At 61.3% G+C, this 15,794-nt stretch carries 12 protein-coding genes; 6 read left to right on the forward strand and 6 right to left on the reverse strand.

From position 1 onward, the window contains the following. The first annotated feature begins 20 nt into the window (after positions 1-20). Complete coding sequence (locus JMN22_RS11020; RefSeq protein ID WP_122568400.1) at positions 21-254, forward strand: hypothetical protein; 234 nt, start codon at positions 21-23, stop codon at positions 252-254. A 72-nt stretch (positions 255-326) separates the two neighbouring features. Here the strand turns inward: JMN22_RS11020 and sulA are convergent, their stop codons facing one another. Together sulA and lexA are read right to left on the reverse strand one after the other, a co-directional pair. After that, positions 327-800: an SOS-induced cell division inhibitor SulA gene (gene sulA / locus JMN22_RS11025; protein ID WP_030139953.1), complete on the reverse strand. Its 474-nt coding sequence runs from the start codon at positions 798-800 to the stop codon at positions 327-329. Positions 801-810: 10 nt separating this feature from the next. Next, positions 811-1,419: a transcriptional repressor LexA gene (gene lexA / locus JMN22_RS11030; RefSeq protein ID WP_030139954.1), complete on the reverse strand. Its 609-nt coding sequence runs from the start codon at positions 1,417-1,419 to the stop codon at positions 811-813. 240 nt (positions 1,420-1,659) lie between these two features. On the opposite strand from lexA, the gene JMN22_RS11035 reads away from it, so the two are divergent. The 3 genes from JMN22_RS11035 to JMN22_RS11045 all read left to right on the forward strand — a co-directional run bounded on the left by JMN22_RS11035 (position 1,660) and on the right by JMN22_RS11045 (position 4,299). Beyond that, positions 1,660-2,367, forward strand: a complete 708-nt coding sequence (locus JMN22_RS11035; protein ID WP_198797746.1) for a TetR/AcrR family transcriptional regulator — start codon at positions 1,660-1,662, stop codon at positions 2,365-2,367. Positions 2,368-2,549: 182 nt separating this feature from the next. Further along, on the forward strand, positions 2,550-3,548 hold the full coding sequence (nagZ, locus tag JMN22_RS11040) for a beta-N-acetylhexosaminidase (RefSeq protein ID WP_187293324.1): 999 nt from the start codon (positions 2,550-2,552) through the stop codon (positions 3,546-3,548). Positions 3,549-3,558: 10 nt separating this feature from the next. Then, positions 3,559-4,299, forward strand: coding sequence for an S-methyl-5'-thioinosine phosphorylase (locus JMN22_RS11045; RefSeq protein ID WP_198797745.1), 741 nt, complete (start codon positions 3,559-3,561; stop codon positions 4,297-4,299). Positions 4,300-4,417: 118 nt separating this feature from the next. On the opposite strand, the gene JMN22_RS11050 is transcribed toward JMN22_RS11045, so the two are convergent. From JMN22_RS11050 to mfd, 3 genes are read right to left on the reverse strand one after another with little or no spacing between them, the layout of a single operon-like run. Further along, positions 4,418-7,111, reverse strand: a complete 2,694-nt coding sequence (locus JMN22_RS11050) for a DEAD/DEAH box helicase (protein ID WP_198797744.1) — start codon at positions 7,109-7,111, stop codon at positions 4,418-4,420. A gap of 11 nt (positions 7,112-7,122) precedes the next feature. Continuing rightward, on the reverse strand, positions 7,123-7,689 hold the full coding sequence (locus JMN22_RS11055; protein WP_030139958.1) for a CsiV family protein: 567 nt from the start codon (positions 7,687-7,689) through the stop codon (positions 7,123-7,125). A 10-nt stretch (positions 7,690-7,699) separates the two neighbouring features. After that, the gene (mfd, locus tag JMN22_RS11060; protein WP_198797743.1) at positions 7,700-11,149 is read right to left on the reverse strand and encodes a transcription-repair coupling factor; all 3,450 of its coding nucleotides are present in this window, start codon (positions 11,147-11,149) and stop codon (positions 7,700-7,702) included. 168 nt (positions 11,150-11,317) lie between these two features. Here mfd and JMN22_RS11065 point away from each other — a divergent pair, with 168 nt between their 5' ends. After that, on the forward strand, positions 11,318-12,781 hold the full coding sequence (locus tag JMN22_RS11065) for a glyceraldehyde-3-phosphate dehydrogenase (RefSeq protein WP_030139960.1): 1,464 nt from the start codon (positions 11,318-11,320) through the stop codon (positions 12,779-12,781). 170 nt (positions 12,782-12,951) lie between these two features. Here JMN22_RS11065 and JMN22_RS11070 read toward each other — a convergent pair whose 3' ends face one another. Beyond that, positions 12,952-14,250, reverse strand: coding sequence for an MFS transporter (locus tag JMN22_RS11070; protein ID WP_198797742.1), 1,299 nt, complete (start codon positions 14,248-14,250; stop codon positions 12,952-12,954). Positions 14,251-14,477: 227 nt separating this feature from the next. Between JMN22_RS11070 and JMN22_RS11075 the strand changes: the two genes are divergently transcribed. After that, positions 14,478-15,470: an FAD:protein FMN transferase gene (locus JMN22_RS11075; RefSeq protein WP_236010386.1), complete on the forward strand. Its 993-nt coding sequence runs from the start codon at positions 14,478-14,480 to the stop codon at positions 15,468-15,470. Positions 15,471-15,794: the final 324 nt, after the last annotated feature.

Below are 15,794 nucleotides of genomic sequence, written 5' to 3' on the forward strand. Positions count from 1 at the left end.
TTCGTGGAGAACAGACTTTTATGCCAACGTCCTTTCTAGAAATCGTCGAACTTCCTGACGGCCGCATCGAGCTGCGCAGGGCTGAAGACGAGGGTTCTCTGGTTACCCTGAACTTTTCCGAAGATGCCAAGGTGTTCCTGCAAGGCCAGCACGTTGAAGTCGCCAAGGCGATGCTTAGCGTGGGCGTGCAAATGGCGGGCCGCTTGGTTGAAGGCGAATTCAGCAAGGAAGAGGGGCCACGGGTTCTTCATTGACCCCGTTTGTCGGCTTTTTGAAGTCGATTTACCAACCCGGCTTCTCTGTCCTGGAGAAGCCCTGCGTTTGTCTTAGCCCAATCGAATGTTCAGGCTCTGCGCGTCCCCGGTACGAGCGGCGCTGATCAATTGCTGACGAGCGGTCGCAGTCAGTGGATTGAGCCAGCTAACCACCGTATGGCTACGACCCAGGCGTAACGCTTCGCAGGTTAATTGCTGCGCGCTCTGGCTGCCGCGAGGTTGCAATAACAGGATTCGCTCGCGATTAAGCCCCGCGTCCCGTAGCCAGGCCTGGGTAACGCTGGCAGGCGGCGCAATCAACGTCAACCAGCGAGCATCCTGGTCCTGGCTCAGTTCCCTCAGGATCGGAGCCAGCAGGTTCAGGCAATTCCCCGCCGCCCCACGCAACGACAGTTCGCTGAACGCCTCGGGCTCGACGCCCCAAGGCGACTCGATGACCTCTTTCAGGACTGGAGCCAGCGGTTGGGCCATGAAAGCCTCGAACAGCGGAAGTTGTGTGTGTTGTGGTGTGTGAGGAAATTGCATAAAGCCTCCTTTAGCGGCGAATGACGCCAACGCTCAAGCCTTCGATGACAAGATCCTGATCTTTCAGGTCCACTTCGATGGGGGCGAACTCCGGGTTTTCGGCAATCAGCCAGACCTTGCTGCCATCGCGCTTGAAGCGCTTGACGGTGACTTCGTCGCCGATTCGAGCTACCACGACCTGGCCGTTGCGGGCTTCGCGGGTGGTATGGACAGCCAGCAGGTCACCGTCAAAAATGCCGATGTCCTTCATGCTCATGCCATGCACGCGCAGGAGGTAGTCGGCTCTCGGATGGAAGAAGGAAGGATTGATGTTGCAGGATTCCTCGACGTGTTGCTGGGCGAGGATTGGAGCGCCGGCCGCTACACGACCAATGATCGGCAGTGTGGTTTCGTCAGCCTTGGCTTCGAAGCCCGGGATGCGAATGCCGCGCGATGCTCCCGGCGTCATTTCGATCGCACCCTTGCGGGCCAACGCCTTGAGGTGCTCTTCGGCCGCGTTGGGCGACTTGAAGCCCAGTTCCTGGGCGATTTCCGCACGGGTCGGCGGATAGCCGTTGTCTTCTAGGCAGCGTTTGATGAAGGCCAGAATCTCTGCTTGGCGTGGCGTCAGCTTTAGCATATCGATCGCTCTGTCTTTTTATACAGTGACTGGGATTATATACAGTGAACGGCGCTTGGCAATCATCCTTTTTCAGCAGGCCGCCAGACGGTTGGCTTGGCCGCTCGGACAGGCATGGCTACAGCCTGCGCAAGGTGTGGTTAAATAGCTGACCGGTCGTTCGCAAAACGTCCCGGCAGACTTGACAACGCGAGGGCTGAAACGTATGTTTCAAACAAGTGTTTGTCAGGCGGAGTAGCCATGGCCCAGTCGGAAACCGTTGAACGCATTCTCGATGCTGCCGAGCAGTTGTTCGCGGAAAAAGGTTTCGCTGAAACCTCTTTGCGTCTGATTACCAGCAAGGCCGGGGTAAACCTGGCGGCGGTCAATTATCACTTCGGCTCGAAAAAAGCCCTGATCCAAGCCGTTTTCTCTCGGTTCCTCGGCCCGTTCTGCCTGAGTCTCGATCGCGAGCTGGAGCGACGCCAGGCCAAGCCTGACGTCAAGCCAACCCTGGAAGAACTGCTTGAAATCCTGGTCGAACAGGCGCTCGTGGTTCAGCCACGCAGCGGCAACGACCTGTCTATTTTCATGCGCCTGCTGGGCTTGGCGTTCAGCCAGAGCCAAGGCCACCTGCGACGTTACCTGGAAGACATGTACGGCAAGGTGTTCCGCCGCTACATGCTGCTGGTCAATGAGGCTGCGCCGCGCATACCACCGATCGAGTTGTTCTGGCGCGTGCATTTCATGCTCGGTGCGGCGGCGTTCAGCATGTCCGGCATCAAGGCTCTGCGAGCCATCGCGGAAACCGATTTCGGTGTGAACACGTCGATCGAGCAAGTGATGCGCCTGATGGTGCCTTTCCTGGCCGCCGGCATGCGCGCCGAAAGCGGTGTCACCGACGAGGCAATGGCGGCAGCGCAATTGCGTCCTCGCAGCAAGTCGGCTCCGGCGCTCGCCAAGGCATAGCAGACGGGTGGGCGTGGCTGGCTACATCCGCTAAGCTAGCCGCCCATGCCGATTCTCCTTTCAAGTTCGTTTCAATTTTCATCGCCGATGCGCGAATTGCCGGGCATGCAGCCTGGCGGTGTCGTCGTGCAGGCGTCGCCGTGGGCGCCCATCGTTATTAAGGAATTGCTATGACCGCTGGCCTGCAAGGCTCGTTGATGGTCGACGTCGCCGGTACCTGGCTGACGGCCGAGGATCGCCATCTGTTGCGCCAACCCGAAGTGGGTGGCTTGATCATTTTTGCTCGCAACATCGAACACCCGCGCCAGGTGCGCGAGCTGAGCGCGGCGATCCGCGCCATTCGCCCAGACCTGTTGCTGGCGGTTGACCAGGAAGGCGGGCGGGTCCAGCGGCTGCGCCAGGGTTTCGTGCGCCTGCCGGCAATGCGGGCCATCGCCGACAACCCGAACGCCGAATATCTCGCCGAACAGTGCGGCTGGATCATGGCGACCGAAGTGCTGGCGGTCGGTCTCGATTTGAGTTTCGCCCCGGTGCTGGACCTCGATTACCAGCGCAGTGCCGTGGTCGGCAGCCGCTCCTTTGAAGGTGATCCCGAGCGTGCCGCATTGTTGGCCGGAGCCTTCATTCGTGGCATGAACGCAGCGGGGATGGCGGCTACAGGCAAGCATTTTCCTGGGCACGGCTGGGCCGAGGCAGACTCCCACGTTGCCATTCCTACTGACGAGCGCAGTCTCGAACAGATCCGCGCCCATGACCTGGTGCCGTTTGCCAAGCTGGGCAAGCAACTGGCGGCCGTGATGCCGGCCCACGTCATTTATCCTCAGGTGGACGCCAGCCCGGCAGGCTTCTCCCGCCGTTGGCTGCAAGACATCCTGCGGGGCGAGTTGCGGTTCGATGGCGTGATCTTCAGTGATGATCTTTCCATGGCCGGCGCCCATGTGGTCGGCGATGCCGCCAACCGCATCGAGGCCGCGCTGACGGCCGGTTGTGACATGGGCCTGGTGTGCAACGACCGCGCGGCGGCCGAATTGGCCTTGGGCGCTGCCCAGCGCTTGAAGGTCAAGCCATCGGCGCGGATCGCCCGCATGCGTGGCCAGGCCTATGCGAGTACCGAGTACCGCCAGGATCCACGCTGGTTGACAGCCATCGGCGCGTTGAAAGCCGCCCAACTGATTGATTAAGGACGTTTGTATGACCGTTTACGCAATTATCGGCGGCACCGGCCTGACCCAGCTGGAAGGCTTGACCATCCGCCAGTCCCTCGCGGTAGAGACGCCCTACGGCGCGCCATCGGCCGACGTGCAGATTGGCGAGTACGCCGGGCGCGAGGTGCTGTTCCTGGCGCGTCATGGTCATCCTCACCGTTTTCCGCCGCACCAGGTGAACTATCGCGCCAACCTCTGGGCCCTGAAGCAGGCCGGTGCCGAAGCCATCCTGGCGGTCAACGCGGTGGGCGGGATCCACGCCGCGATGGGCACTGGGCATTTTTGCGTGCCCCACCAGTTGATCGATTACACCAGCGGTCGCGAGCATACGTATTTCGCCGATGACCTGGAGGCGGTGACCCACATCGACTTCAGCTATCCCTACAGCGAATCGCTGCGCCAGCAATTGATTGCGGCCCTGGCCGCCGAAGGCTGCGCTTATAGCAGCCACGGCGTCTACGCCTGCACCCAGGGGCCGCGCCTGGAAACCGTGGCCGAGATTGCCCGTCTGGAACGCGATGGCTGCGATATCGTCGGCATGACAGGCATGCCGGAGGCGGCGCTGGCGCGTGAGCTGGAGTTGGACTACGCCTGTCTGGCGCTAGTAGTGAATCCGGCGGCGGGCAAGTCCACTGCGGTGATCACCATGGCTGAGATCGAGCAGGCTTTGCATGACGGAATGGGCAAAGTGAAGTCGACCTTGGCGCGGGTGTTGATGGCGGGCTAAAACAGTCCGGGGAATAGTTGGGAGCGAGCCTGCTCGCGAAGGCGGCGGCTCAGCTCGCGAGAATGTTGAAGGCTGGCGGCCTCTTCGCGAGCAGGCTCGCTCCCACACGAAAACGGTTTTAGCGCTTCTCCAGCTTGTCCGGCAACGGCGCGAATAGCGCCTCGATGTCTTCATTCTGCAATTTCCAATCTCCCGCCACGCGTCCGTCCAGCACGCCAGCCGCCAGGTCGGATTTCTCTTTCTGCAGCAGTTGGATCTTTTCTTCCACCGTGCCGCGGGCAATCAGTTTGTACACGAAAACAGGTTTTTCCTGACCAATGCGATAGGCGCGGTCGGTGGCCTGGTTTTCGGTGGCGGGGTTCCACCACGGATCGTAGTGAATCACCGTGTCGGCTTCTGTCAGGTTCAAGCCTACGCCACCGGCTTTCAGACTGATCAGAAAGATCTGACGCTTGCCGCTCTGGAATTCCTTCACCGGTGTGCGACGGTCCCTGGTCTGGCCGGTCAGGATGGCGTATTCCACGCCGCGCTTTTTCAGTTCTTCTTCGATCAGCGCCAGCATCGAGGTGAACTGTGAAAACAGCAGCACCCGCCGGCCTTCTTCAAACAATTCCTCGAGCATTTCCATCAGGCTGTCGAGCTTGCCCGAGCTGCTGCCTCGGGCCGGCAGGGCGGCATCGCTGATCAGGCGCAGGTCGCAGCACACCTGGCGTAGCTTCAGCAGTGCCTCGAGGATGATGATCTGGCTGCGCGCCACGCCTTTGCGGGTGATCTCGTCGCGCACTTTCTTGTCCATGGCCAGGCGCATGGTCTCGTAGACGTCCCGCTGGGCGTCGCTGAGTTCGACCCAATGGATGATCTCGGTCTTGGGCGGCAGTTCGGTCGCGACTTGTTCCTTGGTGCGGCGCAGCAAGAAAGGTTTTATCCGACCGTTGAGGTGTTGCAATCGTACGTCGCTGCCGCGCTTTTCGATCGGCACGCGGTAGTCGCGGTTGAAGCTTTTGATGTCGCCGAGCCAGCCCGGCAACAGGAAATGAAACAACGACCAGAGTTCACCCAAGTGGTTTTCCAATGGCGTTCCGGACAGGCACAGCCGTTGCCGGGCATCCAGTTCGCGAGCGGCCTGGGCGGCTTTGCTGGTGGGGTTCTTGATGTACTGGGCTTCGTCGAGGATCAGTACGTGCAGCGGCTGTGCCTTGAGGCGTTCGACGTCCTTTGGCAGCAGCGCATAAGTGGTCAGGATCAGATCGTAATCGGCCAGGCGCTCGAAGTGTTTCTTGCGCCCGGCACCGTACAGGGCCAGCACCTTGAGCTGCGGGGTGAAATGCGATGCTTCATCGAGCCAGTTCGGAATCAGGCTTGTCGGCATCACCACCATGCACGGGCGGTCCAGGCGGCCTGCGTGTTTTTCGCTGAGAATGTGCGCCAGGGTCTGTAGGGTTTTACCCAGGCCCATGTCGTCCGCCAGGATGCCGCCCACCTCCAATTGCCGTAGCGACTGCATCCAGCTCAGGCCTTCGAGCTGGTAGGGGCGCAGCGTTGCATTCAAGCCCTTCGGGGCGGTGGCGGTGTAGTCCTTGATGTCGCGCAGGCGTTGGGCGAGGCTGCGTATGTGTTCGCCACCTTCCCAGCGCAGCGGCATGTCCTGCAACGGGTTCAGGCGCAGGGCGTCGGCGCTGTTGAGCCGAAGCTTAGTGGTGCCGGGCTCTTGCAGGTAGAACTCGCCGAGGGTCGCCAGCACCGGTTTCAACCGCCCGTAGGGCAGGGCCACTTGCTGCGGGCCGAATTCCGAGTTGGGACGGTGCGGCAAGTTGACCAGGATGAGTTCGTCATCGCGGCGCCTGGCCAGGCGTTCCGGGTTGAACAGCTCGATGTGCGAGCGCATCAGGTTCAACAGGATCGGCAGCAGGCTCAGTCGCTCGCCGTTGACGATGATCCCCAGCTCCAGGTCGAACCAGTCCCGCTCAGGCGTTTCCTCGACCGTTGCGTACCATTCGTCCACCGCCGTCAGGTCGAAGCCGAAATCCTCATCGATCTGCAATTCCCAGCCCTGGGTGCGCAGTTTCGGCAGGTCGTTGAGGGTAAAGGTCAGCCAGGCACTGTCGTTGACCATTTCGTACAGTTCGCCTGCGCTCTCCGGCAAGGCTTTGCTTTGTCGGGTCGCGATTTTGAAACCGAGGATTCGCAGTTGTTCGCGGTAGGACTGTTCCACATCGGTGTGGCGTTTTATCCGCAGCGTCTGGGTTTCCTGGCGAATCAGTACGTCGGTGTTGCGCTGGCCGCTGACGTATTCGTCCAGGTAACTGAACGACAGCGCGGCGCGGTGCTGGATGTAGCGCTGCATCTTGCCGTTGCGCGGCTCGAAGGCGCTGAATTCAATGCTCGCCAGCCACAGGCGAGGCACCGGTTGCACGTTGTCCACCAAGACCTGCGGCGGCGCCTTGGGGCTGCGGCTGTCCAGCACCGCCTGGAGTTTTTCCAGCATCTGGGCGTCTTTTTCAGCGGCAGGGTAGGCCAGGGTTTCCTGGACTTGCAGCAGCACCGCCGCGCAATGCTTGCAATTGATGCGCACCGGACAGGAGCACGCCGCTTCAAGCAGGACCAACGTGCCCTTGGCTGACTCCTTGAGACGAATGGTCTGACGATAAACGCTGCCACCGGAGCCTTCGCAACTGGCAATGATCGTGCTGTCGCCGGCTTCGACGATCCTGACGCGGTTTTCCAACGCGTATCGGCGCCCACGCTCCAGGCTTTGTTCCTTGAATCGATTGACCCAGGAAGGTGCCAGGGGTTTGCTCAGGGGCGAGGGCATAGGCGCGCCGATCAGTCCGGAATGACATCAGGTGCCTGGCGTGGTGCCGGCGCGGTCAACGAGGTGATCTTGATCAGCAAGCCGAGATGGCCGTTATCGAGGAAGTTCAACTGGCCGTTCTTGGTATGGCTCTCCTGTTTCAGGCGTTCGCTGGCGGTGACCAGGCCATTGGCGTCGATCTGGTTGATCCAGAAGTCGGCGTCCACGTCGGTGAAGCGGCCGAGCTTGAGCTCCAGGGTGCCCTCGATGGGAAACTGGCCGAACTGTTCGGCGCCGTCGCTGACCGCGATCTTGCTGCCTTGTTCGCCCAGGTTCTGTTGCCAGGCCTTGTGCATCAGCACGGTGTACTGGCCGCTGGCGTTGAGTTTTTCGACGATATTGCCCATTGCCGGTGTCCGCAGGCTGTCCGCGCCCAAGCGTCGTGCGCCGGCGTCCCAGTCTTCCGGTGCGGCGCGGCTGATGATGGTGGGCTCGGCATTCTGCCGGACCAGGATCATTTCCACCTGATACAGATCGTCGGCCAACGCCAGGGGGGCAACCAGGGTCATCAACAACATCAAGGAGTGAAACAGGCGCATTGGGCGTCCTTCAAGCAGTGGTCGGAGTGAGGCGCTCGAACAGCGCCTCTACGGTATTGAAACGCTCTTCCGGGCGTTCCATGGGCACCATGAACTTGAACATCGTGGCGCCTTCGAACTTGTAGCGTTTGGGCTGGCCCTGGATCAGCTTGATCAGCACCAGTGGATCGACCGGGGTCTGGGCTTCGAACTCGATACGGCCGCCGTTGGGCCCGCCGTCGACTTTCTTGATGCCCAGTTGCTCGGCCTTGAGCTTGAGCAGCGTGGTGCGCACCAGATTCTTGGTCGGCTCCGGCAGCAGGCCGAAGCGGTCGATCATTTCCACCTGCAGATCCTTCAAGCCTTCCTCGTCAGTGGCCGAGGCGATGCGCTTGTAGAGGATCAGGCGTGCGTGGACATCCGGCAGATAATCTTCCGGGATCAGCGCCGGCACCCGCAGGTTGATCTCCGGCCCGCCGCCCAGTGGTTGGTCGAGGTTTGGTTGTTCGCCCTTGCGGATCGACTTGACCGCCCGTTCGAGCATTTCCATGTACAGGGTGAAGCCCACTGCCTGGATCTGGCCACTCTGGCCGTCGCCAAGCAATTCGCCGGCGCCACGGATTTCCAGGTCGTTGGTGGCCAGCACGAAACCGGCGCCCAGGTCCTGGGTATTGGCAATGGCTTCCAGGCGCTTTTCCGCGTCCGGGGTGATCTGCTGGCGCGGCGGTGTCAGCAGGTAGGCGTAGGCCTGGTGGTGACTGCGTCCGACCCGGCCGCGCAACTGGTGCAACTGGGCCAGGCCGAATTTGTCGGCGCGCTCGATGATGATGGTGTTGGCGCTCGGCACGTCGATGCCGGTCTCGATGATGGTCGAGGCGATCAGCACGTTGAAGCGCTTGTGATAGAAGTCGCTCATCACCTGTTCGAGCTCGCGCTCGCGCATCTGCCCGTGACCGATGCCGATGCGGGCCTCCGGTACCAGCTCGGCCAGGTCGGCGGCGCATTTCTCGATAGTCTTCACATCGTTGTGCAGGTAATAAACCTGGCCGCCGCGCAGCAGCTCACGCAGCAGGGCTTCCTTGACCGTGCTTTTGTTCTGCTCCATGACGAAGGTGCGCACCGACAGGCGGCGGGCTGGCGGTGTGGCGATGATCGACAGGTCGCGCATGCCCGACACCGCCATGTTCAAGGTGCGCGGGATCGGCGTGGCGGTCAGGGTCAGGATGTCGACTTCGCTGCGCAGGGCCTTGAGCTGTTCTTTCTGGCGCACGCCAAAGCGGTGTTCCTCATCGATGATCACCAGCCCCAGGTTCTTGATCTTCACATCGTCCTGCAGCAGCTTGTGCGTGCCAATGACGATGTCGATCTTGCCCTCGGCCAGGTCCGCGACGGCGGCGTTCACTTCCTTGGCGGACTTGAAGCGGCTCATCACTTCCACGGTCACGGGCCAGTCGGCGAAGCGGTCGCGGAAACTGTTGTAGTGCTGCTGGGCGAGCAGGGTGGTCGGTACCAGGATCGCCACTTGCTTGCCGCCGTGCACGGCAATGAACGCGGCGCGCATCGCCACTTCGGTCTTGCCGAAGCCTACGTCGCCGCACACCAGGCGGTCCATGGGCTTGGGCGCAAGCATGTCGGCGCGCACGGCTTCGATGGTGGTCTGCTGGTCGACGGTTTCTTCGAACGGGAAACCGGCGCTGAAGGTTTCGTAGTCGGCTTTCGGGTCGGCGAATGCATAGCCCTCGCGCGCGGCACGGCGGGCATAGATATCCAGCAACTCGGCCGCCACATCGCGCACCTGTTCGGCGGCCTTGCGCTTGGCCTTCTGCCAGGTTTCCGAACCCAGGCGATGCAGCGGGGCCAAGGCGTCGTCGCTGCCGGTGTAGCGGGCGATCAGGTGCAGGTTCGCCACAGGCACGTAGAGCTTGGCGCCCTCGGCGTATTCCAGGGTGAGGAATTCGGCGGCCTGGTTTTCGATCTCAAGGGTCGCCAGGCCCAGGTAACGGCCTACGCCATGATCGATGTGCACCACCGGCGCACCTTCGCGCAGTTCGGTGAGGTTCTTGATGACCGCGTCGTTGGCGGCGTCGGCGCGTTTCTCGCGGCGGCGACGCTGCATCACGCGCTGGCCGAACAACGGGCTTTCGGCCACCAGGGCCAGGGCGGGATCGTCAAGGACCAGGCCGTCGTTAAGCGGCGCGATGGTGATCGCCAGGCGATCCTTGCCCGCGACAAAGTCAGGCCAGCTGTCGACGGTCTTCGGGCGCAGCTTCAGGCGATCAAGCAGTTCCAGCAGTACTTCGCGGCGGCCTGCGGACTCGGCGGTAAACAGCACGCGACCAGGGAATCCGTCGAGGAAACCGGCCAGGGCCGCCAGCGGTTGCGTGGCCTTGGCTTCGATCGCCAGGTCCGGCAAGGGCTTGGCGGGGAAGCGTTCACGACCGACGCCGGTTTCCACGTCCTGCTGGCTCGCCACCACGCGCGGCCAGCTCTTGAGCCGGGCGAAGCAGTCCTCCACCGGCAGGAACAGCTCGGCGGGCGGCAATAAAGGACGGGACGGATCGACGCGACGTTCTTCGTAGCGGTTGCGTACGTCGTTCCAGAAATTTTCCGCGGCCTGCTCGATGCCCGGCAGAGAAAATACCTGGGTGTCCTGGGGCAGATAATCGAACAGCGTGGAGGTTTCTTCGAAGAACAACGGCAGGTAATACTCGATGCCGGCCGGAGTGATTCCGCTGCTCAGGTCCTGGAAAATCGGGCAACGGCGGAAATCCACGTCAAAACGCTCGCGAAAACGCGCCTTGAAGCGAGTCACCGCGTCTTTTTGCAGTGGGAATTCCTTGGCCGGCAGCAGGCGGATCGACTGGACCTTGTCGATGGAGCGCTGGTTCTCCGGGTCGAAGGTGCGCAGGGTCTCGATTTCGTCATCGAACAGATCGATGCGATACGGCAGTTTGCTGCCCATCGGGAACAGGTCGATCAACGCCCCGCGCACCGTGAACTCGCCGTGCTCGTACACGGTGTCGACGTAGCGGTAGCCGCTGGCCTCAAGCCGAGTGCGCATCTGCTCGACGTCGAGCTTCTGGCCGATGTCCAGAACCAGGCTGCTGCCCAGCAGGAATTGGGTCGGCGCCAGGCGATGTAGGGCTGTGGTGATCGGCACTACCAAAACGCCATGACTGAGCTCCGGCAGCCGATAAAGGCTGGCGATGCGCTGGGAAATGATGTCCTGGTGCGGCGAAAAAAGGTCGTAGGGCAGGGTTTCCCAGTCCGGGAAATGCAATACCGGCAAATCCGGGGCGAAGAAACCCAGCTCCTGCTCGAGCCGCTCGGCACTCTGGCTGTCGGCGGTCAACAACAGGGTGAAGCGCTTTGCAGCGCTGGCGGCCTCGGCGATAGCCAGGCTCAGGGCGGCACCGGGCAGGTTGCCCCAGTGCTGTTTACCTGCCGCGGCAGGGAGAAGCGGAAGACGCAGAACGGGCACGGAAGGTTGAGCTCCAGCGTTGCGACAAAGTCGACAATTGTAGCGGCTGAAGGGCCCGGCTGTCAGTCGCGGACTACGCTGCTAGAACGCAAAACCACGGCGCGACGGGCGCGCATTGCTCCGGCGAGGACTCGGCGGCATAATGTAGCCCCTTTTTTCAGCCCCTACATGTGGAAGGTTACCGTGACTCAGAAGCCCGACCAGTGTCTTGGTGAATGGATTGATCGTGAAGCACTCGCAGAAGCGATGATCCCTCTCATCGGTCAGCTCTACCGCAATAACAACGTGGTGAGCTCGATCTATGGCCGCAGCCTGATCAACCAGTCTGTCATCGCGATCCTCAAAGCCCACCGCTTTGCTCGCCACCGTTCTTCCGACGACAGCGAACTCTCCGTCCACGAAACATTCCCTCTGCTCAAGGCCATGAGCGAGCTCAAGCTCGGCGCGGCCTCGGTGGACCTGGGCAAGTTGGCGTTCAAATTCCGCAGCGAAGCCAATGGCCGTAGCGCCGAGCAGTTCGTTCGCGAAGAAATGGCCGATGTGGTTGGCCAGCAAAACGCTTCGCCGCGCAAAGGCACCGACGTCGTGCTGTACGGCTTTGGCCGTATCGGCCGCCTGCTGGCACGCATCCTCATCGAGAAAACCGGTGGTGGCGACGGCCTGCGCCTGCGCGCCATCGTCGTGCGCAAGGGCGCCGAGAACGACCTGACCAAGCGTGCCAGCCTGCTGCGTCGCGATTCGGTCCATGGTTCGTTCAACGGCACCATCACCATCGATGAAGAAAACAACACCATCACCGCCAACGGCAACCTGATCCAGGTGATCTACGCGAAGAATCCGACCGAGGTGGACTACACCCAGTACGGCATCAAGAACGCACTGCTGGTGGACAACACCGGTGTATGGCGTGATGCCGACGGCCTGGGCCAACACCTGGCCTGCCCGGGTGTCGACCGCGTTGTCCTGACCGCGCCTGGCAAGGGCAAGCTGAAGAACATCGTCCACGGCATCAACCACGGCGACATCACTGCTGACGACAAGATCGTTTCCGCCGCTTCCTGCACCACCAACGCCATCGTGCCGGTGCTCAAGGCTGTGAATGACAAGTTCGGCATCATCAACGGTCACGTCGAAACCGTTCACTCGTACACCAACGACCAGAACCTGATCGACAACTTCCACAAGGGCGATCGCCGTGGTCGTAGCGCGGCGCTGAACATGGTCATCACCGAGACCGGTGCCGCCACTGCTGCTGCCAAGGCCCTGCCTGAGCTGGCTGGCAAGCTGACCGGTAACGCGATCCGTGTCCCGACGCCGAACGTATCGATGGCCATTCTCAACCTGAACCTTGAGAAAGCCGCCACCCGTGAAGAGATGAACGAGTACCTGCGCTACATGGCGCTGCACTCCGATCTGCATAAGCAAATCGATTTCGTCAACTCGCAGGAAGTGGTGTCCACCGACTTCGTGGGCTCGCGCCACGCCGGTGTTGTCGATGCTGAAGCGACCATCGTCCAGGATAACCGCGTTGTCCTGTACGTCTGGTACGACAACGAGTTCGGTTACAGCTGCCAGGTGGTTCGCGTGATGGAAGACATGGCTGATGTGAATCCGCCTGCGTTCCCGCGCTAAGCCTTAGCTGCAAATGAAAGCGCCCCGACTTGTCGGGGCGTTTTTTTTGTCTGGGTTTTCTGTTGCTTGGGCTGGCCTCATCGCGAGCAAGCTCGCTCCCACATTGGACCGCATAACTCAGCAACAACTCGATCAACTGTGGGAGCGAGCTTGCTCGCGAAAGCAATCCATCAGGCGCCGCCGACCACCGAGGCCTGCGCCGTCCGCAATTCATGCCGATTGCCCTTGAACAGCACCAGGGTCGCAATCAATCCCAGCACCGCCGCGCCGCTGAGCCAGATTCCCGGTGCCGCCTTGTTGTCGAGCACATGGATCAGGTAGGTGCAGGCCGCCGGGGTAAAACCGCCGAAGGTGGCGGTGGCCAGGCTATAGGCCAGGGAAAAACCGGTGGTGCGCACTTCGACCGGCATGATTTCCGTCAAGGCGACCACCATGGCCCCGTTGTACGATCCATACAGGAAGGACAGCCACAACTCGACGATCAGCAAATGGCTGAAACTCGGGTTTGCCACCAGCCAGGACAGCGCCGGGTACGCGGTCAGGATCGCCAGGATCGTCGCACCGAGCAGCAGGGGTTTGCGGCCGATCTTGTCGGAAAACGCCCCCATCACTGGCAGCCAGAAGAAATTCGACAAGCCGATGCACACCGTGACCAGCAAGGCATCCAAATCCGACAGATTCAACTCGGCCTTGCCAAACGTCGGCGTGTAGGCCGTGATGAGGTAGAACGACACTGTGGTCATGACCACAAGCGCCATGCCGGCCAGGACGATACCGAAGTTCTGACCGATGGAACGGGTGATTTCCGACAGGGTAGGGCGATGTTTTCTTGCCTGGAATTCAGGCGTTTCCTCCAGCGAGCGGCGAATCATGAAGATGACCGGCACGATCAGGCAACCGATGAGGAACGGCACGCGCCAGCCCCATTCGCCCATCTCCTGTGGGTTCAGCCAGTGATTGAGGCCAACACCCAGCAGGCCGGCGAACACCACCGCAGCCTGTTGGCTGGCGGACTGCCAACTGACGAAGAAACCCTTGCGCCCCGGCGTGGAAATTTCCGCGAGGTACACCGATACGCCGCCCAGTTCCACGCCAGCGGAAAAACCTTGCAGCAATCGACCCAGCAACACCAGCAACGGTGCCGCCACGCCCAATGTGGCGTAGCCCGGCACGCAGGCAATCAGCACCGTGCCAGCGGCCATCATTGCCAAGGTGATGATCAAGCCTTTGCGACGGCCATGGCGGTCGATGTAGGCGCCGAGAAAAATAGCCCCCAGGGGACGCATCAGGAACCCCGCGCCGAATGTGGCCAGGGACAGCATCAGCGACGCGAAGGCGCTGTCGGTCGGGAAGAATGTCTTGGCGATGGCCGTGGCGTAGAAGCCGTAGACCATGAAGTCGAACATCTCCAGGAAGTTGCCGCTGACGACGCGGAAAATTGCCTTGCCGTTGCTCGTGTTGGAAGACATGGGTAGGTACTCACTCTGGCAAATCTTGTATGGATGCGCTGCGTCCCCTGTGGGAGCGAGCTTGCTCGCGATGGCGGTGTGTCAGTCACCTTGATGCTGACTGTTGCGCCGCTATCGCGAGAAAGCTCGCTCCCACAGGTTTTTTGCGCGCGCTGGAGTTCATAATGGCTGGCGCGGTTTTGAGGGGAGATGAAGATTTGTTAACTGGACGATGGTTAGGGCTTGTGATGCTGGCGGGCGTGTTATCCGCCTGTGGCAACGGCGATACCCTGGAGCGCTTCGACGGCCCGACCATGGGCAGCCGCTATTCCATCCAGTACGTCAGGCATATCGCCACGCCCGGTCCGAAAACGGTGCAGGACGAAGTGGAACAGATCCTCGCCGAAGTGGATCGGCAGTTGTCCACCTATCGCAGCGACTCGGACATCGAGCGTTTCAACGCGTTGCCTGCCGACAGCTGCCAGGCGATGCCCGGCCCGGTGCTCGAGTTGATCCGTGCGGGCGAGCAACTTTCCTCGCAAAGCGACGGTGCCTTCGATTTGACGGTTGAGCCATTATTGAACCTGTGGGGATTCGGTCCGCAATCCCGGGAAGAACAGGTGCCAAGCGCCGAGGCCCTGGCCGAGGCTCGCCTGCGCGTGGGTCATGGGCATCTGCGAATTGAGGGTGACCGGCTGTGCAAGGACGCCGCCGTGGAAGTCGATTTCAACAGCATCGCGGCCGGTTACGCCGTCGACCGCATCGCCGCCAGGCTCCAGGCTTTGGGCATCGACAGCTATCTGGCCGAGGCCACCGGTGAACTCAAGGCCGTCGGGCACAAGCCGGATGGCTCGCCCTGGCGCATCGCCCTGGAAGAACCACGGGACGATCGGCAAGTGGCCGAGCGCGTCATCGAGATCAATGGCTACGGGGTTTCAACGTCGGGCGATTACCGGAAATATTTCGAGCAGGGCGGCAAGCGTTATTCCCACACCTTCGATGCGCGCACCGGCGCACCGGTCCTACACAACCTGGCGTCAGTCACGGTAATTCATCCTTCAGCGATGATGGCCGATGGACTATCGACGCTGTTGCTGATTCTCGGTCCTGAACAGGCTTGGGACTATGCCCAGAAGCACGGCATCGGGGTATTTTTCGTATTGCGGGATGGGGAGCGTTTCGTCAGCCGCACCAACGACATCTTTGAACGGATGACCCGTGGAAAAACCAATGACCACTGAAGTGGGATTACCGTGGCGAGGGAGCTTGCTCCCGCTTGAGTGCGAAGCGCTCACAAAAGGGGGCCGCTGCGCAGCCCAGCGGGAGCAAGCTCCCTCGCCACGATGATCTGGGCAAATCTTAAGTGAACGCTGACAGCGTTTTGAAAGCCTACCTGTGGCGAAATAGCGCAGGCAAAACTAGCCTACGACGCGACCAAGGGGTAATGTGCGCGGCGTTGACGCTTCTATAGACTGTGGCCGGGCTCGTGAACCGGCCCTAAATTGTTCCTTCATGCCGCCGGCCGGCATGATTTAGCCGTCGGTGCCAAGCGTGGCATCGCGGCC

It is taken from the genome of Pseudomonas sp. HB05, assembly GCF_016756915.1.
GTDB classification, from domain to species: Bacteria; Pseudomonadota; Gammaproteobacteria; order Pseudomonadales; family Pseudomonadaceae; genus Aquipseudomonas; species Aquipseudomonas alvandae.

Excerpts from the sequence above, each read along its gene's own strand:
- JMN22_RS11055 (WP_030139958.1), bottom strand. The coding sequence starts at position 7,689 with ATGCGCCTGTTTCACTCCTTGATGTTGTTGATGACCCTGGTTGCCCCC.
- lexA (WP_030139954.1), bottom strand. The coding sequence starts at position 1,419 with ATGCTAAAGCTGACGCCACGCCAAGCAGAGATTCTGGCCTTCATCAAA.
- JMN22_RS11065 (WP_030139960.1), top strand. The coding sequence starts at position 11,318 with ATGTGGAAGGTTACCGTGACTCAGAAGCCCGACCAGTGTCTTGGTGAA.
- JMN22_RS11070 (WP_198797742.1), bottom strand. The coding sequence starts at position 14,250 with ATGTCTTCCAACACGAGCAACGGCAAGGCAATTTTCCGCGTCGTCAGC.
- JMN22_RS11050 (WP_198797744.1), bottom strand. The coding sequence starts at position 7,111 with ATGCCCTCGCCCCTGAGCAAACCCCTGGCACCTTCCTGGGTCAATCGA.
- JMN22_RS11045 (WP_198797745.1), top strand. The coding sequence starts at position 3,559 with ATGACCGTTTACGCAATTATCGGCGGCACCGGCCTGACCCAGCTGGAA.
- JMN22_RS11035 (WP_198797746.1), top strand. The coding sequence starts at position 1,660 with ATGGCCCAGTCGGAAACCGTTGAACGCATTCTCGATGCTGCCGAGCAG.
- JMN22_RS11020 (WP_122568400.1), top strand. The coding sequence starts at position 21 with ATGCCAACGTCCTTTCTAGAAATCGTCGAACTTCCTGACGGCCGCATC.
- sulA (WP_030139953.1), bottom strand. The coding sequence starts at position 800 with ATGCAATTTCCTCACACACCACAACACACACAACTTCCGCTGTTCGAG.
- JMN22_RS11075 (WP_236010386.1), top strand. The coding sequence starts at position 14,478 with ATGCTGGCGGGCGTGTTATCCGCCTGTGGCAACGGCGATACCCTGGAG.